This window comes from Bacillus sp. FJAT-29790, from assembly GCF_019039215.1.
In the GTDB taxonomy this organism is placed as follows: Bacteria; Bacillota; Bacilli; order Bacillales; family Cytobacillaceae; genus Cytobacillus.
The window spans coordinates 66,116-90,574 of the sequence record NZ_JAHNZZ010000005.1 but is presented as its reverse complement, the minus strand read 5'-3'; the positions used below and the strand labels follow the sequence as shown (position 1 = coordinate 90,574).

General features: G+C 38.9%; 21 protein-coding genes. 12 read left to right on the top strand and 9 right to left on the bottom strand.

Features of this window, described 5'->3' with window-relative positions; all coding sequences use genetic code 11:
- Positions 1-401: 401 nt before the first annotated feature.
- The 8 genes from BGM26_RS20440 to dnaA all read right to left on the bottom strand — a co-directional run bounded on the left by BGM26_RS20440 (position 402) and on the right by dnaA (position 11,000).
- Positions 402-1,493 (bottom strand): HD-GYP domain-containing protein, encoded by a 1,092-nt coding sequence (locus BGM26_RS20440; protein ID WP_367949376.1) that lies wholly within the window; start codon positions 1,491-1,493, stop codon positions 402-404.
- A 96-nt stretch (positions 1,494-1,589) separates the two neighbouring features.
- Positions 1,590-4,109: a DNA gyrase subunit A gene (gyrA, locus tag BGM26_RS20435; RefSeq protein ID WP_217042133.1), complete on the bottom strand. Its 2,520-nt coding sequence runs from the start codon at positions 4,107-4,109 to the stop codon at positions 1,590-1,592.
- Between the two features lie 77 nt (positions 4,110-4,186).
- Complete coding sequence (gene gyrB, locus BGM26_RS20430; protein WP_217042135.1) at positions 4,187-6,109, bottom strand: DNA topoisomerase (ATP-hydrolyzing) subunit B; 1,923 nt, start codon at positions 6,107-6,109, stop codon at positions 4,187-4,189.
- A 295-nt stretch (positions 6,110-6,404) separates the two neighbouring features.
- Entirely contained in the window at positions 6,405-6,653 is a 249-nt protein-coding gene (gene remB, locus BGM26_RS20425; RefSeq protein WP_217042132.1) for an extracellular matrix regulator RemB, read from the bottom strand.
- A gap of 9 nt (positions 6,654-6,662) precedes the next feature.
- Positions 6,663-7,781: a DNA replication/repair protein RecF gene (recF, locus tag BGM26_RS20420; protein WP_217042131.1), complete on the bottom strand. Its 1,119-nt coding sequence runs from the start codon at positions 7,779-7,781 to the stop codon at positions 6,663-6,665.
- An 80-nt stretch (positions 7,782-7,861) separates the two neighbouring features.
- On the bottom strand, positions 7,862-8,071 hold the full coding sequence (yaaA, locus tag BGM26_RS20415; RefSeq protein WP_217042130.1) for a S4 domain-containing protein YaaA: 210 nt from the start codon (positions 8,069-8,071) through the stop codon (positions 7,862-7,864).
- 267 nt (positions 8,072-8,338) lie between these two features.
- Positions 8,339-9,475: a DNA polymerase III subunit beta gene (dnaN, locus tag BGM26_RS20410; RefSeq protein ID WP_217042129.1), complete on the bottom strand. Its 1,137-nt coding sequence runs from the start codon at positions 9,473-9,475 to the stop codon at positions 8,339-8,341.
- Positions 9,476-9,653: 178 nt separating this feature from the next.
- Positions 9,654-11,000, bottom strand: a complete 1,347-nt coding sequence (dnaA, locus tag BGM26_RS20405; RefSeq protein WP_217042128.1) for a chromosomal replication initiator protein DnaA — start codon at positions 10,998-11,000, stop codon at positions 9,654-9,656.
- Positions 11,001-12,041: 1,041 nt separating this feature from the next.
- On the opposite strand from dnaA, the gene rpmH reads away from it, so the two are divergent.
- From rpmH to BGM26_RS20345, 12 genes are all read left to right on the top strand, one after another.
- On the top strand, positions 12,042-12,176 hold the full coding sequence (rpmH, locus tag BGM26_RS20400) for a 50S ribosomal protein L34 (RefSeq protein WP_217042127.1): 135 nt from the start codon (positions 12,042-12,044) through the stop codon (positions 12,174-12,176).
- A gap of 83 nt (positions 12,177-12,259) precedes the next feature.
- The gene (rnpA, locus tag BGM26_RS20395; protein WP_217042126.1) at positions 12,260-12,601 is read left to right on the top strand and encodes a ribonuclease P protein component; all 342 of its coding nucleotides are present in this window, start codon (positions 12,260-12,262) and stop codon (positions 12,599-12,601) included.
- Positions 12,602-12,819: 218 nt separating this feature from the next.
- A complete protein-coding gene (gene spoIIIJ / locus BGM26_RS20390; RefSeq protein ID WP_217042125.1) occupies positions 12,820-13,599 on the top strand; it encodes a YidC family membrane integrase SpoIIIJ in 780 nt (259 codons plus the stop codon).
- On the top strand, positions 13,596-14,216 hold the full coding sequence (gene jag, locus BGM26_RS20385; protein ID WP_217042124.1) for an RNA-binding cell elongation regulator Jag/EloR: 621 nt from the start codon (positions 13,596-13,598) through the stop codon (positions 14,214-14,216). The genes spoIIIJ and jag overlap by 4 nt, the downstream gene beginning before the upstream one ends.
- Positions 14,217-14,665: 449 nt before the next feature.
- A complete protein-coding gene (gene mnmE, locus BGM26_RS20380; protein ID WP_217042123.1) occupies positions 14,666-16,051 on the top strand; it encodes a tRNA uridine-5-carboxymethylaminomethyl(34) synthesis GTPase MnmE in 1,386 nt (461 codons plus the stop codon).
- A gap of 24 nt (positions 16,052-16,075) precedes the next feature.
- Positions 16,076-16,327 carry a hypothetical protein gene (locus tag BGM26_RS20375; protein ID WP_217042122.1) on the top strand — a complete coding sequence of 84 codons (252 nt, stop codon included), beginning with the start codon at positions 16,076-16,078 and terminating at the stop codon, positions 16,325-16,327.
- A gap of 30 nt (positions 16,328-16,357) precedes the next feature.
- Entirely contained in the window at positions 16,358-18,247 is a 1,890-nt protein-coding gene (gene mnmG / locus BGM26_RS20370) for a tRNA uridine-5-carboxymethylaminomethyl(34) synthesis enzyme MnmG (RefSeq protein ID WP_217042121.1), read from the top strand.
- Positions 18,248-18,355: 108 nt separating this feature from the next.
- Positions 18,356-19,072 carry a 16S rRNA (guanine(527)-N(7))-methyltransferase RsmG gene (gene rsmG / locus BGM26_RS20365; RefSeq protein ID WP_217042120.1) on the top strand — a complete coding sequence of 239 codons (717 nt, stop codon included), beginning with the start codon at positions 18,356-18,358 and terminating at the stop codon, positions 19,070-19,072.
- A 430-nt stretch (positions 19,073-19,502) separates the two neighbouring features.
- A complete protein-coding gene (gene noc, locus BGM26_RS20360) occupies positions 19,503-20,381 on the top strand; it encodes a nucleoid occlusion protein (protein ID WP_217042119.1) in 879 nt (292 codons plus the stop codon).
- Between the two features lie 415 nt (positions 20,382-20,796).
- Positions 20,797-21,558: a ParA family protein gene (locus tag BGM26_RS20355; RefSeq protein ID WP_217042118.1), complete on the top strand. Its 762-nt coding sequence runs from the start codon at positions 20,797-20,799 to the stop codon at positions 21,556-21,558.
- A complete protein-coding gene (locus BGM26_RS20350) occupies positions 21,551-22,408 on the top strand; it encodes a ParB/RepB/Spo0J family partition protein (RefSeq protein ID WP_217042117.1) in 858 nt (285 codons plus the stop codon). Before BGM26_RS20355 ends, BGM26_RS20350 begins: the two co-directional genes overlap by 8 nt.
- Positions 22,409-22,536: 128 nt before the next feature.
- Positions 22,537-23,250: a DUF554 domain-containing protein gene (locus BGM26_RS20345; protein ID WP_217042116.1), complete on the top strand. Its 714-nt coding sequence runs from the start codon at positions 22,537-22,539 to the stop codon at positions 23,248-23,250.
- 235 nt (positions 23,251-23,485) lie between these two features.
- On the opposite strand, the gene yyaC is transcribed toward BGM26_RS20345, so the two are convergent.
- Positions 23,486-24,118 (bottom strand): spore protease YyaC, encoded by a 633-nt coding sequence (yyaC, locus tag BGM26_RS20340; RefSeq protein WP_217042115.1) that lies wholly within the window; start codon positions 24,116-24,118, stop codon positions 23,486-23,488.
- Positions 24,119-24,459: the final 341 nt, after the last annotated feature.

Below are 24,459 nucleotides of genomic sequence, written 5' to 3'. Positions count from 1 at the left end.
GCGTTCGTCCTGAGCCAGGATCAAACTCTCCAATAAAGAGTAAGATTAGCTCGAAAATAAAACTTTAAACGTTGACGTTTTTGTTCGTTCAGTTTTCAAAGAGCAAAATTTTCTTTTGTTGTCGCTTAGAAGCAACTTTATTAATATATCATTTACTTTAAATGATGTCAACATCTTTTTATTTCTTTTTTTCAAAAGAATATTGTGTTCTTGCTGACTTGTATAATAATAACAGCCTAATGTGTTAAATGCAAGTGTTTCTCATAAAAATCTTTTTCATCATTTTATAAATTATAAGATGCTTTTCTCGGCTAAGCTTGTCATTTCAAAACGAATGGACTTTCTGCTAGTTTAATCATTATTCTACCAACCTTCTAAAAAACAGACTGCTCATCGGCAGTCTATTGAAGTACTTCTTCTATAAATAATTGCCGATTCTTTTCTAAATGAATAATCTCACCAGTATCCGTCACTTTTATTAAAGGTCTTGTTGGTGAATTTTCTTCTATAAACAGTATTTCAGCAACTTGCCCGTCTGATAATTTCACACTGCTACCGATTGAAAATGTCATTATACCTGATCCTAGTGCTCTTATAGCAGCAATGTCATATTTACCAAAGCTATCCTGGATCATCATTTCCAAAACTCTGAAAGGAGATTGCTTCCGCCGATAAAGCCTTTTACAAGTCATTGCATGAAAGGTATCAGCAACGGCAATCATTTTTGCAAATATATTAATCTTATTATTTTGTTCTCCAAATGGATACCCGCTCCCATCGAGCCTTTCATGGTGCTGGACAATCCCAATCTTTGTATTTTCTTTTAGAAGGGATATGTGTTGAACCATTTTATAACTGTAGGCAGGATGTTTTTTAATCTCTTCAAATTCCTCCAACGTCAATGACGTATTTTTATTTAAAATGGTCGGATTAATTTTCGCCATTCCTGAATCGGATAGACAGCCTCCTATAGCCAGCTGCACAATGTCCCCTTTGCTTAATTTTAACTTTTTCCCAATAAAGGCACTTATTAGACCGACTGCAACAGAATGCTGATATAAATATTCTTCATTTGTAGATAAATGGTGGAGAGAGAACAGATCAGATGGAGATGCTTCTGATTTTTCCACGAGAGGGAGCATGATATTTCTAATTTTTGAAATATCAATTGACATACCAGACTGCCAGCCTTTAAATTCCCTTTTATAATTCTGAACGCCAATTAGAAACATATCTTCTAGACTAAGTTCCTCTCCAGAAGGCACTCCCTGCGAATTATTTCGTTCTTCATCTACAACTTCCTTAGGGATGTATGGAAGCCCATTCACAAGCATTTTATCAACTTCGACAACTTCAATTTGGAACACCTTTAATATTTCTAATAATTCGTCAGACAGAATGGTCCTTTTGCTAATGATTGGCCGATTCGTTAAGCTGTACACATCTTCAGATAAAATACAGCCTTCTTGAAGTTCTTTTATTTTTACACGCACTATTTTCACTCCAAACGTAATGAGTCTTTAATACCATTCTACTTTATTTCATCAAAAAAGAGGAACACAAAGTTTGTGTCCCTCTTTTCTTTAATCTTATTCTTGCTCATCGCTCTCTTCTTCAGTTGGGAGAGAATCAGCACTTTCTAGTGGCTTTGTTAATTCATCCTCTGATTTATCCTCGTCTTTTTCCACCTTTGCAACAGTAGCTACAAATTCATTTTGCGCTTCATCCAATCGAATGAGTCTCACACCTTGAGTATTTCGTCCCATCGTTGAAATGTCGCTTACTGCCATCCGAATTAGAACACCGCCAGTTGTAATGAGCATCAGATCCTCTTCGCCTGTGACAGCTCTCATGGAAATCAGGCTTCCATTTTTCTCTGTAATGTTGCAAGTCTTGATCCCTTTTCCGCCTCTGCCTTGAATACGATATTCCTCGGAAGGGGTGCGCTTGCCATATCCATTTTTCGTAACAATTAATATTTGTGTATCTTCTTCTAGAACTTCCATTCCAACAACTTCATCTTCTTCTCTTAAGCTGATTCCCTTCACACCCGTTGCGGTACGTCCCATTGAACGAACATCGTCTTCAGGGAATCTGATAAGCATCCCATTACTTGTACCGATAATAATCTCTTTCGTACCATCTGTTAACCGGACAGAGATTAACTCATCGTCTTCTCTTAAATTCAATGCAATGAGCCCGTTATTTCTTATATTAGCAAAAGAAGTGAGTGGGGAACGCTTAGAAATCCCTTTTTTAGTTGTGAAAAATAAGAACCAATCGTCAGCAAACTCTTCCACTGGAATAATGGCATTGACCCATTCATCTTTCTCAATGCCGAGAAGATTTATAATCGGAATCCCTTTTGCGGTTCGGCTAAATTCAGGAATTTCGTACCCTTTCGCACGATAAACTTTTCCCTTATTCGTAAAGAACAGAATAGTATCGTGAGTGGAAGTGGTAATTAAATGCTCAACAAAATCATCTTCATTAGTCCCCATCCCCTGTATTCCGCGGCCACCGCGTCTTTGGGCACGGTAAGTCGATACCGGCAGGCGTTTAACATAGCCTTTATGGGTCAATGTGATAACAATATTCTCCTGAGGAATAAGATCTTCATCCTCAATTTGCTCTATTCCGCCCGCGACAATTTCCGTGCGGCGCTTATCATTAAAGCGTTCTTTAATCTCTATTAACTCTTCACGGATAATTTCAAGAACTTTTTCCTCATCCGCCAGAATCGCTTTAAGTTCGGCAATTAGCTTTACTAAACTCGCATACTCATCTTCGATTTTTTCACGTTCTAACCCCGTTAGGCGTTGGAGACGCATATCAAGGATTGCCTGCGCCTGCTTCTCGGAAAGATTAAATTTTGTCATTAATCCTTCGCGGGCAATATCCGTCGTTTGAGAGCTGCGAATTAAAGCAATAACCTCATCTAAGTGATCGAGTGCAATTCGTAATCCTTCAAGGATATGGGCACGTGCCTCCGCTTTCCTTAATTCAAATTCAGTTCTGCGGCGGATGACGACCTTTTGATGGTCAAGATAATGCACTAAGCATTGCTTTAAGTTTAATACCTTTGGTTCACCATCTACCAATGCAAGGAGATTGATTCCAAAACTCGTTTGCATTGCTGTTTGCTTATATAAGTTATTTAGCAGAACATTGGCATTGGCATCTCTGCGGACTTCAATGACAATTCGCATTCCGTCGCGGTCAGACTCATCCCGAAGATCTGTAATTCCATCAATCTTTTTGTCTCTAACAAGTTCGGCAATTCTTTCGATCAGTTTCGCTTTGTTAACTTGATAAGGAATTTCATTGACAACGATAACCTCTCTGCCATTTGCCTTTTGCTCAATTTCTACATTTGCTCTTAAAATGATCGAGCCTCTTCCAGTTTCATACGCTTTCCGGATTCCGCTTCGTCCAAGAATCATTCCTGCGGTTGGAAAGTCTGGGCCAGGAATAATATCCATTAATTCTTGAATGGTCATTTCAGGGTCCTTACTGATCGCTAAAACCCCGTCAATGACCTCTCCTAGCTGATGCGGCGGAATATTAGTAGCCATTCCAACAGCAATCCCTGAGGTTCCATTGACTAGTAAATTAGGGAACCTAGCAGGCATGACGACAGGTTCTCTTTCTTCGCCATCATAGTTATCTTGATAGTCAATGGTATCTTTATTGATATCTCTTAAAAGCTCCATAGATATTTTAGACATGCGCGCTTCTGTATAACGCATTGCCGCTGCAGAATCGCCATCTACTGAACCAAAATTGCCATGTCCATCAACGAGCATATAACGATAGTTAAAATCCTGTGCCATACGCACCATTGTCTCATAAACCGCAGAATCTCCATGTGGATGGTACTTCCCAATAACATCCCCAACAATACGTGCGGATTTTTTATATGGTTTATCTGCGTGCATACCTAGATCATGCATTGCATATAGAATACGGCGATGAACCGGTTTTAACCCATCCCGGACATCCGGAAGGGCACGGGACACAATTACACTCATCGCATAGTCAAGGAAGGATGAGCGCATCTCCTGACTAATATTAATCTCTTTTACGCGGGGCTTCGGAGTTTCAGCCATTTAATAGCCTCCCTTATAAAGGGACTTGGAAATGATCCAAAGTCCCCTAATTCATAAAACAATTATTAAAAACAACTTTATATATCTAAGTTTTTCACGTATAAAGCATTTTCTTCAATGAATTGACGGCGAGGTTCGACTTTATCGCCCATTAAAATTTCGAATGTCTCATCCGCTTCAATTGCATCTTCAAGATTTACCTGCAAAAGTGTTCTTGTTTCCGGGTCCATCGTCGTTTCCCAAAGCTGTCCAGGGTTCATTTCTCCTAAACCTTTATAACGCTGCACATTGGGCTTTGGCTGACTTGGTAGACCACTAAGAATTGCTTCCAACTGGGGCCCAGTGTAGGCATATTCAATTTTCTTGCCTTGCTGAACCTTATATAATGGGGGCTGAGCAATGTATATATAACCAGCCTCAATAATTTGTCTCATATAGCGGTAAAAGAAAGTTAATAACAATGTTCGAATATGAGCACCATCAACATCCGCATCCGTCATAATCACAATCTTGTGGTATCTGGCCTTTGAAATATCAAAATCTTCCCCTATACCCGTTCCAGCAGCTGTAATCATGGCTCTTACTTCATTGTTTGAAAGAATTCGATCTAACCGTGCCTTCTCTACATTGAGGATTTTACCTCTTAATGGGAGAATTGCTTGGAAGTGCCGGTCACGTCCTTGTTTCGCCGAACCGCCGGCTGAATCACCTTCAACAATATAGAGTTCGGAAATAGAAGCATCTTTTGACGAGCAATCTGCTAGCTTTCCAGGTAGGCTTGATACTTCTAGAGCACTCTTTCTTCTTGTAAGTTCACGGGCCTTTTTAGCTGCTAGTCTCGCGTGAGCAGCCATGAGCCCTTTTTCGACGATTTTCCGAGCAACTGATGGATTCTCTAATAAAAACTTTTCGAGAGCTTCAGAAAAAATTGTATCTGTTATCGTTCGAACTTCCGAGTTGCCAAGCTTTGTTTTCGTCTGTCCTTCAAATTGGGGGTCCGGATGTTTAATAGACACAATCGCAATCAATCCTTCTCGGACATCTTCCCCTGAAAGATTAGCATCATTCTCTTTAAAAATGCCATGCTTTCTTGCATAGTCATTAATTGCTCTTGTTAAAGCAGTTTTAAAGCCGACTTCATGTGTTCCGCCTTCATACGTATTAATATTATTGGCGAAAGAATAAATATTGCCCGTGTATCCGGTATTATACTGAATTGAAACCTCAACTGAAATCCCTTCTCGTTCGCCCTCAATATAGATTGGCTCTTCGTGAAGCACTTCCTTTGTTCTATTCAGATGTTCTACATACGACTTAATTCCGCCTTCATACATATATTCATTTTTCTTATCCTCTTCACGTTTATCCTCAATCGTAATTTTAAGGTTTCGGTTTAAGAAGGCTAATTCACGAATTCTGTTCGCAAGCGTTTCATAATCGTATTCTGTTGTTTCCGTAAAGATTTCTTGGTCGGGTTTGAAATGAATAATTGTACCTGTACGGTCAGTCTCACCAATCACCTTAAGTTCGGTAACTAGAGCGCCACGCTCGAATTTAATATGGTGTATTTTCCCATCACGATGGACATATACTTCCAATTCTTTCGAAAGGGCATTTACGACAGAAGCCCCAACCCCGTGCAAGCCCCCAGAAACCTTATATCCTCCTCCGCCAAATTTTCCTCCAGCGTGAAGAACTGTCATAATAACCTCAACAGCAGGGCGGCCCATTTTCTCTTGAATTCCTACTGGGATCCCGCGTCCGTTATCCGTAACTGTAATACTATTATCGCCTTCTATACACACATTAATTTCTGAACAATATCCGGCTAATGCTTCGTCAATACTGTTGTCAACAATCTCCCAGACAAGATGGTGAAGACCTTTAGCACTTGTTGAACCGATATACATCCCTGGGCGTTTCCTGACTGCTTCAAGTCCCTCTAGAACCTGTATCTGGTTCTCATCATAGGATTGTTCCTGCACCGCCTCTTGCTCCATTGACACATCGATCACCTACACTTTCCGTTGCATAACTTCATTGACACCGATTATTAAAATAAATGCTCTGTTAAATTTGTCTGTTGATTTCCACTCCAGGCGCTTCGCTTTCCGCGGGCGGTTCGGGGAGCCTACTCGTCGCATTCGCGCCTGCGGGGTCTCCCCTGTCCCGTATTCCCGCAGGAGTCTTCGCGCCTTCCGCTCCAATCAACAGGGTGCAAAAATCAACATTGCACTTTGACACTGATTATTAAAATAAAATGAATAAAGAATAAATCTATACAAATGTCGATAATCAAAAATCATGGACATTTAATTTATAGGAACGCTTTTTTAATGTTCCAGAAGCCAAGGGAGAAAAGTAAATTTTTTCAGTGGTTACGACTACTGATTTGAAAGACCCTTTTGAGAGATTTATGACAGCATCATCCCGACGGTCTAAAAACTCTTCCACATATTTAGAAGAGTTGACGCTTTCTTTATCTATGATGGCGACAATATCCCTCGAACGTACTAAAATATCTTCACCTACATGGATGTACAAGCTCTCACCTCATTGAATCTTATTAACTCTTCCAGCTTCAACATTAAACGCAGCGGCTTCTTTCAAAGTCTGATGGTCAATTCCATCAACACTTGTAGTTGTTACAAAGGTCTGTACTTTACCTTGTATTGTATTTAACAAATGAGATTGACGATAATCATCAAGTTCCGAAAGAACGTCGTCAAGCAAAAGAAGCGGATATTCGCCAATTTCGGAATGAATTAATTCAATTTCAGCCAGCTTGACAGATAGGGCTGTTGTCCGTTGTTGACCCTGGGAGCCAAATGTTTGTACATCGCGTCCATTTACAAAGAAAAGCAGGTCATCCCGATGCGGCCCAAACATTGTTGTACCTCGTTCAATCTCTCTATTTTTAATTTTAGAAAACTTATCCTCGTAAGCCATTACCATTTTCGACGAATTTTGTTGTTCTGATACATCAGCGGACGGCTTATACTCTATTTTCAAAGTTTCAAGTCCTCTAGATATCCCTTCATGTATCGGCATTGCCCATTTTTCAAGCAATCTTAGAAATTCGAAACGTTTTGAAACAATTTTAACAGCTGTTTGAATAAATTGTTCTGTTAATATTTCCAGCATCGTATGATCTGTCTGTTTTTTTGTTTGCAGAAGCTTCAAATAGTGATTGCGCTGCTGCATGATTTTTTGGTACTGGCTGATATCATGTAAATAAACAGGAGAAACCTGCCCAATTTCCATGTCAATAAAGCGGCGCCTTACTTGAGGGCTCCCTTTCACAAGGTGAAGATCCTCAGGCGCGAACATGACAACATTCATATTTCCGACATATTGACTTAGCTTTTGCTGTTCAATATGGTTGCACTTAGCCTTTTTCCCCTTTTTGGAGATAATTAGCTCCATCGGCAATGATCCGTTCCTTTTTTGGATCCGTCCTTCTATTTTAGCATACTCTTCGTCCCAGCGAATAAGATCTTTGTCATTTGATGTACGGTGTGACTTTGCCATAGCTAGTACATAAATGGATTCCATGACATTTGTCTTCCCCTGGGCATTCTCTCCCAAAATGACATTGACCTTATTTTCGAATTGAACTTCCAAGTCTTCATAATTCCGATAATTTTTCAAAAATAAATGCTCTATATGCATAGACGCTACATCCTTTTAGCTATTAAAAGCGTAAAACGCCGCTTCTCGGGCGACAAACTGGATTTAGAAAGATACATTTTCTAAACGATGACAAATGAACCAAAGCCAGGAATCTCAAGTTTATCTCCTGACCGAAGCTTTCTTCCTCTTCGCTGATCTTGTTCACCATTAACAAACACTTCATATTCACCTAAAAACCATTTGGCCATTCCTCCAGTTTGGATTAAATCCGAAGCCTTTAGGAATTGGCCTAAGGTAATATACTCTGTATCAATTTTTATTTCTGTCATATTTTCACTCTTTCCTATTGCATGACTTATACGTTCCGGTACTACTGATCTATTTTTATGGCTAAACCAAATGACCAGTTTGCGATACAACGAATAAAATAAAATAATTTCTAGAATAGGATCTAATACTTTATTTTACTAAATAATTAGCTAATACACAAAGAATAGACAATTGCCATTATTTTCGCAGTTATTTCTGCTTGGATGAGACGTTGCCTGATACCTGTTAAAAGGAAAAGCCACTAGCTAACGCTAGCAGCTTTATTCTCAATACGTTCTTACTGGCAAAATCAACTGAAGGATGGAATCATCATTGATCGGCCTAATCACAAATGGCCTCATCGCCCCTGTGAAGCTTATCGTAATTTCAGGTCCTTCTAATGTTTTTAACGCATCCATCATAAATTTCGCGCTGAAGGAAATTTTCAACTCATCTCCCTCTACGGCTTTGCTTTGCAGCTCTTCGACAACATTCCCAATTTCAGGCGTATTGGAGGAAATTTCAATGACCCCATCTTCAATAATTGTAAATTTGACGACATTATTTCTGCCTTCCCTAGCCAATAAAGAAGCACGATCAATCGCTTGTAAAAATTCCTTCGTACTAACAACTACATCCGTTTTGCTTTCAGTTGGGATTAGCCTGGATGTATCAGGGTAATTCCCCTCCAGCAATCTTGAGAAAAATAATAAATGCTTTGCTTTGAATAAAACTTGGTTTTCCGTAATAACAATTTCAATTAAGTCATTATTATCGTCCAGGATTTTACTTAATTCATTCAAGCTCTTTCCAGGGATAACCACGTTATAATTTTCATTCGTCTCCGTTTCAATCTTCGCTTTTCTTAATGCAAGGCGATGACTATCTGTTGCAATACAGGTTAATTCGCTATTTTCCACTCTCCAGTTTACACCTGTCAAGATAGGGCGTGTTTCTGAGGTGGACACCGAAAAGACAGTTTGCCTAATCATCGCTTTTAAAAGATCTGTCGGGATTTTAAAAATGTTTTCTTCTGTTATTTGTGGCAGAAGCGGATATTCTTCAGCATCTAAACCGTTTAACTTAAATTCAGATTTACCAGAGCGGATCACAGTTAATAGATGATTTTCTACATGAATTTCAACCGTATCAGTTGGCAGCTTCTTTACAATTTCACTAAAAAATTTGGCTTGGAGAACAATCGAACCAGGCTGTTTGATTTCAGCAATTTCATGTTCAGCATCTTCTTTAGGAATGAATGATTCGATAGAAATATCAGAATCACTTCCTGTTAATGTTACGCCTTCTTCAGTGGCAACGATTTTAATACCCGTTAATATCGGAATAGTCGTTCGGCTCGTTATTGCTTTCATCACATCTTGAACACTTTGAACTAAACGATCCCGTTGGATTATAAATCTCATTTTTTAATCCTCCGTTTTAAACATTTTTTTATTACGTTTTAGGTATATATTTTTCTTTTAAAAATAATAGAAGTAGTAATAGGGCCTGTTAGTATGTGGATAACCCAATTTTTCGAAAGGAAAGACAGCCTATCCACATGTGGACAGACTGTGTGTAAGTTTGTCATAGTTATGCACATTATACTTTCAGGATTTCATTAATTTCCTTAAGCTGTTTTTGAAATTGAGTATCAGTTTGAATCATTTTTGAGATTTTTTCATGCGCATGGATTACTGTCGTGTGGTCTCTTCCACCGAATTCCTCGCCAATCTTTGGCAGTGAGAAATCTGTTAATTCCCGTGATAAATACATAGCAATTTGACGTGGGAAGGCAACTGATTTTGTTCTCTTCTTTGCTTTAAAGTCCTCAAGTTTCACATTATAATGTTCGCCCACAACCTTTTGGATATCTAGGATAGTAATTACTTTCGGCTTTGAGCTTGGAATGATGTCTTTAAGGGCTTCAGCTGCTAAATCTGCATTAATGTCTTTGTTAATTAATGAGGAATAGGCGACTACACGTATTAGGGCTCCCTCTAATTCACGGATATTGGAATCAATTTGATTGGCTATATAGAGCATGGCTTCATTAGGAATATCCAATCCTTCTGCTTTTGCCTTTTTGCGGAGAATGGCAATCCTTGTTTCAAGATCAGGGGGGGTAATATCGGTAATAAGTCCCCATTCAAATCTAGAACGCAGCCTGTCTTCAAGTGTTGGAATTTCCTTTGGTGGACGATCGCTTGAAATAATAATTTGCTTACTTTCTTCATGCAATGTATTAAAAGTATGGAAAAATTCTTCTTGTGTTTGTTCTTTTCCAGCTAAAAACTGAATATCATCGATTAGAAGTACGTCCACATTTCGATATTTATTGCGAAAATCCTCTGCTTTATTGTCACGAATTGAGTTAATAAATTCATTTGTAAATTTCTCAGAGGATAAATAGACAACCTTAGCAGATGGATTATGCTCTAAAACATAATGACCGATGGCGTGCATTAAGTGAGTTTTACCAAGACCAACTCCCCCGTAAATAAATAGCGGGTTATATGCTTTAGCTGGTGCTTCAGCTACTGCAAGGGATGCGGCATGCGCAAAGCGGTTCCCTGATCCAATCACAAATGTATCAAATGTATACTTTTGATTAAGCATGTTCATAGGTAATTCAGGCTGGTCATCCTCTTTTCCCCCTTTTCTTGGGGAATTCGGCAGATTGAGATCCTCATCATTTTGATTTTGAGGAATAATAAATTTTGTAGCTAATTCTTCTCCAGTTATTTCATAGAGAATTCCAGAGATCAGTTGGGAATAGCGTTCTTCAAGCCAATCTCGGGCAAACTCATTCGGAGCTGTAATGACTAAAGTATCCCCTTGAAGAGAATGGGCCTTCGTCGATTTTAGCCACGTATCATAACTGGGCTTGCTAATTTTTTTTTCGATATTAGCTAAAGCATTATTCCAAAGATCTGCAATGTTCTCCAATACATATCCCTCCTTTGCATTTTTGTGTCTAAGTTAAAGCGTGTAGGACATACTAGTGTCGATGTTGTTATATTTAGCTCAAACATTACGCTTTTTTATTTCATGCAAAAAAATTATAGGTTATACAAAAGCTCTACAACCTATAAATAAAAATAACTTTCATTTGTTGGGGGAGTTATTCCCCGTAATCTGCGATCATTTCTGAAACTGCTAATGTGGATAAGTATATAATAAGGAAGTTAAGTAGGGTTTCGACAATATCCCCGGTCTGTGGACAACGTTCTACAGACCCGTTGAATAACCTGTCCACAGTCTATCCACAATCTGTGGATAAATGAGTTATGCACATAGATTTATTAAGAGTGAAAACACAATTATGATAACAGATAATACTAAGTGGTGCAATGGTTTTTCTTATTTTATCCACAACCTTAACATTGTGTGTATAGAAATTGTCCACAAGGGATGTATGTGTGAAAAACCTGTCAATATATGTTGTGGATAATAAAAAATCTGTCGAAAACTATCCACAGCATGGTTTTGGAGGAACTATGAAGGGGAAGCTTCTATAAGTTAGATTGTTTTCTAGCTTCATTGCTTTTTGGAATTGGAGAAAATTACTTTTGAAAAAAACAAATTTGCTGGTGACAGAAATACAAAAAGAGGTTAAAATTTCTAAGTGGACTTTTCAGGTTATTAGTTAAGTCACTTTATGAATGAAATGATTACGGATCAGTTGTTAATCGATTCTGGTGTTTTTTTAAAAGGTTCTTTTCGTAAAGTTTATTGCTTTTATAATGTGATTTTTATTTAATAATCTGTGTTGATTTGCCCGTAGCGGAAATCAACGGGCAAACTTTGTAGGCTAAAACAACAATATATGCGAAAATAGCCTTTCAAAAACATAATAAATGGTGATATTGAAAAGCTTTACGCAATTTTAAAAGAATTGGATTAATGAAGAGTTGACAACTTTCTAGTTACATCTCTATAATTAGTAAGACTGTCTTTAACAGCTATTCCTCAGGGAGGTGTCATATAATGAAACGAACTTTTCAACCAAGCCAACGTAAAAGAAGTAAAGTTCATGGATTCCGCAGTCGTATGAGCAGTCCAAACGGACGTAATGTCCTTGCTCGTCGTCGTCGTAAAGGAAGAAAAGTATTATCTGCTTAGGCCACTGAAACGTCAGTGGTCTTTTTTTCCATAATCTATGTTAAATTTGATAGCATAGGATCTCGGATTGAAGGTGAATGGCGATGAAAAAAGAATATCGTGTAAAAAAGAATAAAGAATTCCAGGAAGCCTTTAAGAAAGGCAAGTCATTTGCAAATCGCCAATTTGTTGTTTATTCACTTAAAAAGCCTAGTCAGGAGCATTTCCGAATTGGCCTTTCTGTCAGTAAAAAGATTGGGAATGCAGTAAAGAGAAATCAGATAAAAAGATATGTCCGCCAGGCTTTTCATGAAATGGAGAATGAAGTACATACCCATCTCGATTTAATTATTATTGCTAGGAAGCCTGTAGCTGATATGGGGTTCCATGAAATAAAAAAAAGTCTTACCCATGTATTAAAGCTTTCTAAAGTTTTGAATAAATAATAATTTGACTTGCAAAACTGCTTATATTAAAGACATGCCTTAATAAATAATGTTAAAATACATGTAGATTTGTTTTCCGTAACCTTCTGAATCCTTCATTTGTTCAGCGGTGTATTTGGCTCGGCTTCTTATGTTTGAATGGATATAGCAGGAAAAGGTGTGGAAATAATGAATAAATGTATAGAACTATTTTCTAAGCAGTAAGGAGGAAAACACGTTTGAAGAGAAGAATATTGCTAATGATCGGTTTGCTTTTCATTATGGCCCTTTTATCTGGCTGTACGGAGATCAATACACCGATTACATCTGAGAGTGTGGGCTTTTGGAATCAGTATATCGTTTATCCACTTTCACTTTTCATTATAAAGGTTGCTGAACTCGCAGGTGGAAGTTTTGGATTATCCATCATTTTCGTCACAATTATCATTCGCTTAGTCATGCTGCCTTTAATGATTAAACAGACGAAAAGTTCCAAAGCAATGCAGGCATTACAACCTGAAATGCAAAAATTGAAAGAGAAATACAGCTCAAAAGACCAAAAGACTCAACAAAAGCTTCAGCAGGAAACGATGGCATTATTCCAACAGCATGGGGTTAACCCGCTAGCCGGGTGTTTCCCATTAATTGTACAAATGCCAGTTTTAATTGGGTTCTATCATGCGATCTCTCGTACGCAAGAAATTAAAGCACATGATTTCTTATGGTTTCAACTTGGTTCTCCAGACCCTATTTATTTATTGCCATTGATCGCGGGTGTCACGACCTTTATTCAGCAAAAAATGATGATGGCTGGAACTGCAAATCAAAATCCGCAAATGGCCATGATGCTTTGGCTCATGCCGATTATGATTATTGTTTTTGCCGTTAAATTCCCGGCTGCCCTTTCATTATATTGGGTAGTAGGAAATATCTTTATGATTGTTCAGACGTACTTCATTAAAGGTCCGGAGCTGAAGAAAGCTGCAGCAACCGGGAATTCAGGAGGAGCAAAAAAGTGAAACAAGTAACTGCTAGCGGTGTTACCGTCGAGGAAGCTGTCAATTCGGCTTTAGCTCAGTTACAAACAACGGAAGAACGTGCAAAGATTACGATCGTTGACGAAGGTAAAAAGGGGATTTTCGGTATCTTTGGCTCGCGTCCTGCAGTTGTGAAAGTCGAAATGAAATTTGACCCAATTGAAGAAGGTAAGAAGTTCCTTATTGATATTGGTGAAAAAATGGGAGCTCCGATCGAGGTTGAATTAATAGCGGATGGGAGAAACATTCAATTTATTTTAACAGGCGAGAAAATTGCCCTTTTAATCGGCAAACGAGGCCAAACGTTAAACTCTTTGCAATATTTAACTCAACTAGTCATTAATCGCTATTCTGATCAATATATAAATGTATTGCTCGATGCTGAAGATTACCGAAAAAGACGGAATGATACGCTTATTCAACTGGCTGAAAGGCTCGCCCAAAAAGCGATTAAGTCGGGTCAAAATGTTGCTTTAGAACCGATGCCTTCATATGAGCGAAAAGTCATTCATTCGGCTTTGGCGGATAATAAACGGATTAAAACCTATTCCAGCGGAAACGATCCGCATCGTCATCTTGTGATTTCACCATTAAAATAGTTCAAAATCCCAATCCGCTGGATTGGGATTTTTTTATAACTTTTTTTAGTTAAGAATGGAGTCGAATTATAGTTTTTTGTCGAAAAATCGATATAAAAAAGCTCAAGTCGATTAAAAATCAGTCATAGTTGATAATAAAACTTAAACTGCCATAAAATATATAGTTCAAATTATTGTCAGAAGCCAGGTAAAAGTTACCCGGTCTTTTTTTAGGCAAAAAACATAGGGGAAATGTTAATTATCATTGGTTTTATTGTTATTCACATGTGGATAAGTTAAAATAGAGCATATTAAATCTTGTTGGATGTGGATAAAAGCGGCTAAGTGAAAATAGTCGGTCGGTGTTTAGCGCTTTTCGAAAAAAAAAGCATGTGCTATTCTATTTATTTGGGGAATTGCCATAGAATAACGATTTTTATAGATAAGTGTAAGTGAGAAGAGGTGGAAATATGGAATTTGATACAATCGCAGCTATTTCGACGCCAATGGGTGAGGGAGCGATTGCCATTGTTCGATTGAGCGGGGATCAGGCAATTGATATTGCGGACAAACTATTCCGAGGGGTAGGCGGAAAAAGGATTAAAGAGGTGGCCTCTCATACGATCCATTACGGTCAAATTATTGATCCAAAGACGGATGAAGTCGCAGAAGAGGTAATGGTGTCCGTCATGAAAGGGCCTAAAACCTTTACGAAAGAGGATGTTATTGAAATTAATTGCCATGGTGGCTTAGTTTCAGTTAAACGCGTTCTGCAGCTGCTTTTAAATAATGGGGCTAGGCTTGCGGAACCCGGTGAGTTTACAAAAAGGGCCTTTTTAAATGGACGAATTGATTTATCTCAAGCCGAAGCAGTCATGGATTTAATTCGGGCGAAAACGGACAGAGCGATGAATGTAGCACTTGGTCAGATGGAAGGGCGACTTTCAAAACTCATTCGGAAGCTGCGCCAAGACATATTAGAGACGCTTGCACATGTAGAAGTGAATATTGATTACCCGGAATATGATGATGTGGAAGAGATGACTCATAATCTTTTATTAGAAAAAGCTTCTTATGTTAAAAATGAAATTGAGAAGCTGCTCCGTACTTCTCAGCAGGGGAAAATTTTGCGGGATGGCTTATCAACTGTGATTGTGGGGCGCCCAAATGTAGGGAAATCGTCATTATTGAATAGTCTTGTCCAAGAAAATAAAGCGATTGTCACAGATATTCCCGGAACGACGCGGGATGTGATCGAAGAATATGTTAACGTCCGCGGTGTGCCATTACGATTATTAGATACAGCAGGGATCAGAGAAACAGAAGATATCGTTGAACGAATTGGTGTGGAGAAATCCCGGCAAGTTTTAAAAGAAGCAGATCTTATTTTGCTTGTTCTCAACTACGCAGATGATTTGACTGCAGAGGATAAAAATTTATTTAAAGCTGTTGAAGACATGGATGTCATCGTCATCGTAAATAAAACAGATCTCCCGCAAATGATTGATATGGATACTGTACATGAACTTTCTAATAAACATAAACTAGTTACTACGTCTTTATTAGAAGATAGGGGTGTAGATGAACTCGAGGAAGCCATTGCTTCGCTGTTTTTTGAAGGCTCCATTGAAGCAGGGGATATGACGTATGTATCGAATACCCGCCATATTGCCCTATTAAACCAGGCAATGCAATCGATTGAAGAAGCTCTACAGGCTGTGGAAATGGGGACACCTATTGATATCGTTCAAATTGATTTAACGAGAACATGGGAGCTGCTCGGTGAAATTATCGGTGATAGTGTCCATGAAAGCCTGATTGACCAGTTATTTTCGCAATTTTGTTTAGGGAAATAAATTAGCTAGTCAGAGCTACCCCCTATGAATGTAGAAAAGGGGCAGGTTCTTATAAAGCCTATTAGCGGGGCGATCGTCCTTCCAAGAGCCTTTTTTGCGATAGCAAGTCAACTGACTTCAATCACATCATGGCTTAACTTCGATGAGTTATTACGTGCTGCCTTGCGACGAGCTAAACAAAGCTTCCTCGAATATGCTTTGGCGCAGGAGCATTGTTTTTTAACCATCTCTCGGAAGGTAAATCGATCCAGCGACTATGTCCGCAATATTGTTTAACAGCGCTTATTAAAAAAAGGAGGCATCTTCATGCCATATGAAGCTGGGAATTATGATGTCATAGTGGTCGGGGCAGGGCATGCAGGGTGTGAGGCTGGCCTTGCTGCAGCCCGTCTCGGAGCTAAGACATTAGTGATTACGATTAATTTAGATATGGTTGCCTTTATGCCGTGTAACCCATCTGTTGGAGGTCCGGCGAAAGGAACCGTTGTCAGGGAAATCGACGCATTAGGGGGAGAAATGGGGAAGGTCCTCGATAAAACCCATATCCAGATGCGAATGCTTAACACAGGAAAAGGTCCCGCTGTTCGGGCATTACGAGCTCAGGCAGATAAATTTATGTATCAGCATGAAATGAAAAAGACCCTTGAAAATGAACCCAATCTAACACTTATTCAAGGAATGGTTGAACGGATGATTGTGGAAGACGGTGTGTGTAAAGGTGTGATCACCCAAACTGGTGCGGTCTATTCCTCTCAAGCTGTTATTATCACAACGGGGACATTTTTAAGAGGAGAAATTATTTTAGGTGAGTTGAAATATTCAAGCGGTCCTAATAATCAGCAGCCATCCATCAAGCTTTCGGAACATCTAGAGGAAATTGGATTTGATTTAGACCGTTTTAAAACAGGTACACCGCCACGGGTGAACAGTCACACAATTGACTATAGTAAAACGGAAATCCAGCCTGGCGATGATACACCGCTAGCTTTTTCATATGAGACGACAGAATTTATTACAGACCAGCTTCCATGCTGGTTGACCTATACAAGTGAAGAAACACATAAGCTAATCGATGATAATCTCCACCGTTCACCGATGTATTCGGGAATGATCAAAGGTCGAGGTCCGCGTTACTGTCCTTCCATTGAAGATAAGGTGGTCCGTTTCCATGACAAACCGCGCCATCAAATTTTCTTGGAGCCGGAAGGACGAAATACACAGGAAGTGTATGTCCAGGGCTTATCAACGAGCTTACCGGAGGAAGTGCAGCATAAGCTTATTAGAAGTGTTCCAGGTTTAGAAAATGCAAAAATGATGCGTGCTGGATATGCAATTGAATATGATGCAATCGTCCCGACACAATTATGGCCGACACTAGAAACTAAAAAAGTTAAAAATCTCTATACTGCTGGACAAATTAACGGAACTTCTGGCTATGAAGAAGCAGCAGGGCAGGGTCTAATGGCTGGAATAAATGCTGCCTTACGGACACAAGGAAAAGCTGAGGTCATTTTGAGCCGCTCGGATGCCTATATTGGGGTTATGATTGATGATCTCATCACAAAAGGGACGAACGAACCTTATCGCTTGCTTACTTCCCGTGCAGAATATCGGTTATTACTGCGCCATGATAATGCCGATTTACGTTTAACAGAGCTTGGCTACTCCATCGGTCTAATCCGTGAAGAACGCTACAAAAAATTCTCAGCAAAAAAAGAAGCCATTGAGTCGGAGAAAAAACGGCTCCAAAGCATTATTATTAAACCGTCCAATGAGGTTCAGGAATTAATCAAGAGCCTAGGAGGAAGTGAATTAAAAGATGGAATTCGCGCATCCGATCTTTTAAAAAGGCCCGAAATGACGTATAAGCATATTTCACAATTTGCTCCAAGTGAGGTATCACTTGATCATGAAATCGAAGAGCAAGTGGAAATCCAAATTAAATATGAAGGCTATATAGAAAAGTCTCTCCAGCAAGTAGATCGGTTGAAGAAAATGGAAGACAAAAAGATTCCGGAGGATATTGATTATGACGCGATAAACGGCCTCGCATCAGAAGCAAGACAAAATTTAAAAGAAGTATTGCCATTATCAATCGCACAAGCTTCAAGAATTTCCGGGGTAAATCCTGCTGATATTTCCATTTTACTTGTTTATTTAGAGCAAGGCCGAATTGCAAGGGTGTCAAGGGGATAATCACGAAAGCGTAAGTGCTCCTCCTAAAAGCTACCGCTTTTAAGAGGACGGTACCTATGCTCAAAAAATTAAAACTTTCTTATCATCTGAGTCGGGAAAGGATGGCCCATGAATACAGAACAATTTATTGAAATGCTTGCGGCGAAAGGAATCACCCTTTCGCCCGAGCAAATTCAAGCATATGAAACGTATTATTCTACATTAGTGGAATGGAATGAAAAGATGAATTTAACGGCCATAACGGATAAGCCGGAAGTTTATTTAAAGCATTTTTATGATTCCATTTCTGCTGCATTTTATTTTGATTTTAATCAGCCTCTGCATATTTGTGATGTCGGGGCAGGTGCAGGATTTCCAAGCTTACCGATTAAAATTGCCTTTCCGCATTTACATATTACGATTGTAGATTCTTTAAATAAGCGGATAGGCTTTTTAGAGCATTTAGCTAAAGAACTGGGTTTGGAAAACGTCCGTTTTATCCATGACCGGGCTGAAACATTTGGTCAGAAAAAGGAACACCGTGAGGCTTATGACGCAGTAACCGCGCGTGCCGTAGCAAGGCTCTCTGTACTTAGCGAACTTTGCTTGCCGCTTGTCAAAGTGGGCGGCACGTTTATCGCTATGAAGGGTGCAAGTGCAAAGGAAGAATGGGATACAGGGAAAAAGGCTATTGCCGTTCTTGGTGGTAAACTTGAACAATCTTATTCTTTTACACTGCCTCAAGAAGAAAGTGAACGGAATATTTTAATTATTAATAAAGAAAAGGCAACACCTAAAAAGTACCCAAGGAAACCGGGTACACCAAACAAGACTCCGATTGAATAATGTTACGTTTTTCATGAAAATATGGCATAATTTGATTGGGCTAATACTTTACTTACTTTTACCAAAAGGCTGTTTTCTAAATGATTCTTATTTTTAAATAGAGTTTGTATAAAGTTGATTGGAGCGGAAGGTGCGAGACTCCTGCAGGAATAGCGGGACAGGTGAGACCCCACAGGCTTAGTGCTTGAGGATGCTCACCGCCCGCCTCGCGGAAAGCGAGCATCCTCGAGCGGAAATCAATTACACCACTTTTTAGTTAAAAAGCAACAAAGTTTACGAAAACAGCCTTCCAAAGTAATTCCTCCGAAATTAGGAGGTTTATCATCCTCTTTTTAGGCTGGTTTATTTCTAATAATGCAAATGTTCGGCAGGACTTGTCATTTTTATAGAGAATATGTAATAGGGAGTTTCGTAAAGGTGGTGCAGGGTGATGAAGCATTCTTTCTCACGCTTTTTTGGCCTAGGCGAAAAGGGAGAACAAGTTGAATCGGAAAAGCTAGAAGAACAAATGAATACTGAGAAGATTGGGGAATTTGAAGAGATTAAGAAAATTCCCATTGATCATATTGTTCCTAACCGTTTTCAGCCAAGAACGGTATTTGATGATGAAAGAATAGAGGAATTGTCACGGACGATTCATATACACGGGATTATTCAACCGATTGTAGTCAGGAAAATAGAAAATGGGCAGTTTGAAATAATTGCTGGTGAACGCAGATGGCGGGCAATGAAGAAGCTAGGCTGGGATGAGGTTCCGGCAATTGTTAAGGACTTAAATGATACAGAAACGGCTTCAGTTGCTTTAATTGAAAATCTGCAACGAGAAGAATTATCACCAATTGAAGAGGCCATTGCATATGGAAAGCTTTTGGAATTGCATAACTTAACCCAGGAAGCGCTGGCACAGCGTTTAGGGAAAGGGCAGTCCACGGTTGCCAACAAGCTTAGGCTCTTAAAGCTGCCCCAACAAGTACAGGATGCTTTATTATGCAAAGCAATTACAGAGCGCCATGCACGTTCACTAATCCCGCTCAAAGATCCTGAAAAGCAAGTGAATTTGCTCGAGGAAATCATCGAAAAAAATTTAAATGTGAAGCAAACAGAAGACCGCGTTGTTAAATTGCTCGAACAAAATAATTCAAAACCGAAGCCAAAAAGAAAGGCTTTCAGCAAAGACATGCGTATTGCTGTCAATACGATCCGCCAATCTTTAACAATGGTTTCAGAGAGCGGAATTAATTTAGATGCCCAGGAAGAAGAATTCGAGGAGTTCTATCAGTTCACAATTAAAATTCCTAAAAAGAAATAAACACTCAAATTTTAAAAAAATACGTTGTTCGTGAAATGTTGATAATTACATATTAGCGGGACGATAGACCTTTCGATAGCCTTTTTTGCGTTAGAAAAACTTAGCCTTTGGAAGGTAAATCGTTTCCGCGAAGATCCACAATATTGTCTAATAGCGCCTTAATAAAATCCCCTATGAGAAATTAAACCTCTAAGTTGTTTAGTTTCTCATCTTTTTTTATCCCTGCAAATCCCTTCCAGTTCTTCATTTCTTCCTATTTTAAATAAAAAAAATATTCTTGCGTCTTTTTCATGATAAAATAGAATACGTGAATGCGAGTTTACTTTGTAGCTATATGACTTTATTGATTTTTATAAATATAAAATATGATGTTCAATTAATAGAAGCTTAATTTGAGAGGAAAGTAGGTGACATCGTGGGCAAAATTATTGCAATTGCCAATCAAAAAGGAGGGGTAGGAAAAACAACCACCTCTGTTAATCTTGGCGCGTGCTTGGCATACATAGGGAAGAAAGTATTGATGGTTGACATTGATCCCCAGGGTAATGCTACAAGCGGGGTTGGAATAGAAAAAGCCGAAGTGAATCAGTGTATTTATGATGTCCTAGTTGATGACGTTGAAGCGGCAAAGGTGATTAAACCAACTTCAGTCGAAAATTTATATGTGATTCCTGCAACTATTCAGTTAGCAGGGGCGGAAATTGAATTAGTGCCGACGATATCGAGAGAAGTTCGATTAAAACGAGCATTGGAAGAGATTAAGGCGGATTTTGATTATATTATTATTGACTGTCCTCCCTCATTAGGATTACTTACTCTCAATTCGCTGACAGCATCAGATGCCGTGATTATTCCTGTGCAATGTGAATACTACGCACTAGAAGGACTTAGCCAGCTACTGAATACCGTTCGGCTCGTACAAAAGCATTTAAATAATGACTTGAAAATTGAGGGTGTATTATTAACAATGCTTGATGCACGGACAAATTTAGGCCTGCAGGTAATTGAAGAAGTTAAAAAGTACTTTCAGGATAAAGTCTATAAAACGATTATTCCGCGAAATATTCGACTAAGTGAGGCTCCGAGCCATGGTGAACCGATTATTACATATGATCCTAAGTCCCGAGGGGCTGAAGTGTATTTAGATCTGGCAAAGGAGGTTGTTTCGAATGGCTAAAGGTTTAGGAAAAGGACTGAACGCTTTTTTTTCGAATATGGAAACCGAACCCGAAGAGTCGGTTAGACAGGTAAAAATCAAAGAGCTGCGGCCCAATCCTTATCAGCCACGTAAAATATTTGAGAAGGAAGCAATTGAAGAGTTAAAACAATCGATTATTGAGCACGGGATTCTCCAGCCGATCATTGTTCGAAAAAGCATAAAGGGCTATGAAATTGTAGTTGGCGAAAGACGGTACCGTGCGGCAAAGGAAGCAAAATTAGAAACCGTTCCTGTCGTCGTGCGGGAATTGAATGAACAACAAATGATGGAACTCGCTGTTTTAGAAAACTTGCAGCGGGAAGATTTAACGCCAATTGAAGAAGGGGCTGCTTACCAGCTTTTACTGGAAAAGCTGAAATTAACCCAAGAGGAACTAGCAAAACGTCTTGGAAAAAGCAGGCCGCATATTGCAAACCATATTCGCTTGCTCTCCCTTCCCCCTAAAATCCAAGCGCACATTTCGGAAGGGAAAATATCCATGGGCCATGGCAGGGCTCTTTTAGGGTTGCGAAATAAAGATAAGCTTCCAGCGATCGTGGAGAAAATAATAAAAGAAGGCTTAAACGTACGGCAACTTGAACACCTGATCCAGAAACTGAATGATAATGTTTCACGTGAAACAAAGAAGCCTGTACAACAAAAAGATATCTTTATTAAGGAACGAGAAACCGTTCTCCGTGAAAGATTTGGGACAAATGTTCATATCAAGAAAAGCAAAAATAAAGGGAAAATAGAAATCGAGTTTTTTTCAAAAGAAGACTTAGAGCGGATCATAGAACTGTTAGAAGCGACGAAGTATTCTTCTTAAACCATCATGGGGATGGTTTATTTTTTTATTCTAATTTTCAAAAAAATGGTTGTAAAACAATTGTGTTTCATGGTAGTGTAGTGTAATCATAATTCGAGCTCCGAAATACACTAGATAAGGTGAAGAAGATGTTTCTAATTGGTACGCTTGTAAATGGATTATTAATTATTATTGGGACTTTATTAGGGAAGTTATTTCACCAGATTCCTGAGAACATAAAAGGAACCGTCATGCATGCAATTGGTTTGGCTGTTATGGTGCTCGGTCTGCAAATGAGCTTTAAGGGCGAGAATTTCTTAGTGGTCATACTCAGTCTTGTTTTTGGCGCTGTGCTAGGTGAATATTTTGCTTTGGAAGATAAGTTAACCGTGCTCGGAGACTGGCTTGAAAGCAAGATTGGCTCAAAAGGCCAAGGTAGCATCTCACAAGGATTTGTAACAGCTACTTTAATTTTTGTGATTGGCGCTATGTCGATCCTTGGCGCATTAGATAGCGGAATTAGAGGCGACCATAGTGTGCTTTATACAAAATCAATCATAGATGGTTTTACCGCCTTAATCTTGACGACTACACTTGGAATCGGTGTTCTTTTTTCAGCTGTACCTGTTATCCTCTATCAAGGCTTGATTGCTTTATTCGCCATGCAAATCGACCGTTTTGTGCCACCGGAATTTATGAATAGCTTTATTAAAGAGATAACCGCAACAGGCGGCGTGATGCTATTTGCAATCGGATTAAATTTAGCTGGGATCACAAAAATTCGCGTTGCCAACTTACTGCCGAGTATTGTCGTAACAGGGATTGCTGTAACAGGAATTTATTTTTACAAATTATACTTTTGAGTGCAACTTTGATCAAATTCGCCTTAGCGTATTTGCGCCCAGATTTTTACCTTAGCTTGCCCGATAATTTCCTTTAAAAAATCTAAGGCACTCGCCGGAGCTAAACTTTATTCAGCCGGGGCTTGAATCCCTGTTTGCATTCATCTCGCCACTTATAGAAGTGAGAGACTTCTGCTGAATAAAGTTAAAGCAAATCTGCATGAATAAATAAGAAGGAGGGGAAATACGCCTCTCCTTATGTCATTTGTTCTTGTTCATCATCCAATTTCCATTTTAATGTAGAAAAAATTTGTTTCGGCCGGTACGTTAAGCTTGCTTCGTAAATTCCGTCCGCAATAATTTTTGCCATTTTCATTACAAGATTGAGCCTTGTATTTTGCAACACAAAAAACTCCATAAAGCCACTAACATTTACAATTCCTGTAATATGCATATGCCCAACCTCTGGAAGCTCTTTATTGACTCCTGCACCAGGTTTCACAGGGCCTTCACCCACTTGAATAAATCCGACACTTTTTAGGCGCCCTAAACAAGCATCGATTCCGATAATATAAGAATTGAAATGCCTTTTTTTAATTTCATTCAGTTTTTCTTCCAGGTTTACAGCATGGATTGGATCTTCTAATGTTCCATATACGAAAAAGGGTGAAGGCTTTTTTTCCTCAAGAAGTGTTCCAACAAGTGGGCCCAATGAATCGCCTGTTGAACGGTCAGTTCCGATACAGACGAACACAACTGGACGGCTGCTGATGCCAGTTGGCAATAAATCATTTATCCCTGCTGCCAGTAAACTCACTGCATTCAACTCATCATGTGAAATCCTTGCCAAACTGTTCCTTTTTTCAAACAAGTTATGTTTAAAATTCATCGATTCCACTCCCTCTTAATAATAAGAAAGTATGCATGTTGTAGTGGGGAAATTATTTAGTTTATGGTAGTAACAGTATACGGAAAAAATTTGAAATGTATACGTAACTATCTTCAATAACAAATGAACAGGGGTAAAAGTCCTATATAATACTCATTTGAAAAGAGGAAAATAATATTATGGAACATTTGCTACAAAAAGAGGGGAGAAATTGTTAAAATGGGCTTAAATAAAATGGATAGTTGCCAAATTAAGTATTCAGCTAAACTTCTGAACACTTGCTTTATATGACACAATTAATTTCTTAAGGTTGTTTTCGTAAAGTTTGTTGCTATTTAACC

Coding starts and splice junctions, on each gene's coding strand:
- dnaN (WP_217042129.1), bottom strand. CDS start 9,475: ATGAGATTTATAATCCAACGGGATCGTTTAGTTCAAAGTGTTCAAGAT.
- yyaC (WP_217042115.1), bottom strand. CDS start 24,118: ATGAATTTTAAACATAACTTGTTTGAAAAAAGGAACAGTTTGGCAAGG.
- BGM26_RS20350 (WP_217042117.1), top strand. CDS start 21,551: ATGGCTAAAGGTTTAGGAAAAGGACTGAACGCTTTTTTTTCGAATATG.
- BGM26_RS20375 (WP_217042122.1), top strand. CDS start 16,076: ATGAATGTAGAAAAGGGGCAGGTTCTTATAAAGCCTATTAGCGGGGCG.
- yaaA (WP_217042130.1), bottom strand. CDS start 8,071: ATGACAGAAATAAAAATTGATACAGAGTATATTACCTTAGGCCAATTC.
- noc (WP_217042119.1), top strand. CDS start 19,503: ATGAAGCATTCTTTCTCACGCTTTTTTGGCCTAGGCGAAAAGGGAGAA.
- rnpA (WP_217042126.1), top strand. CDS start 12,260: ATGAAAAAAGAATATCGTGTAAAAAAGAATAAAGAATTCCAGGAAGCC.
- mnmG (WP_217042121.1), top strand. CDS start 16,358: ATGCCATATGAAGCTGGGAATTATGATGTCATAGTGGTCGGGGCAGGG.
- rsmG (WP_217042120.1), top strand. CDS start 18,356: ATGAATACAGAACAATTTATTGAAATGCTTGCGGCGAAAGGAATCACC.
- gyrB (WP_217042135.1), bottom strand. CDS start 6,109: ATGGAGCAAGAGGCGGTGCAGGAACAATCCTATGATGAGAACCAGATA.
- rpmH (WP_217042127.1), top strand. CDS start 12,042: ATGAAACGAACTTTTCAACCAAGCCAACGTAAAAGAAGTAAAGTTCAT.
- recF (WP_217042131.1), bottom strand. CDS start 7,781: ATGCATATAGAGCATTTATTTTTGAAAAATTATCGGAATTATGAAGAC.
- gyrA (WP_217042133.1), bottom strand. CDS start 4,109: ATGGCTGAAACTCCGAAGCCCCGCGTAAAAGAGATTAATATTAGTCAG.
- BGM26_RS20345 (WP_217042116.1), top strand. CDS start 22,537: ATGTTTCTAATTGGTACGCTTGTAAATGGATTATTAATTATTATTGGG.
- mnmE (WP_217042123.1), top strand. CDS start 14,666: ATGGAATTTGATACAATCGCAGCTATTTCGACGCCAATGGGTGAGGGA.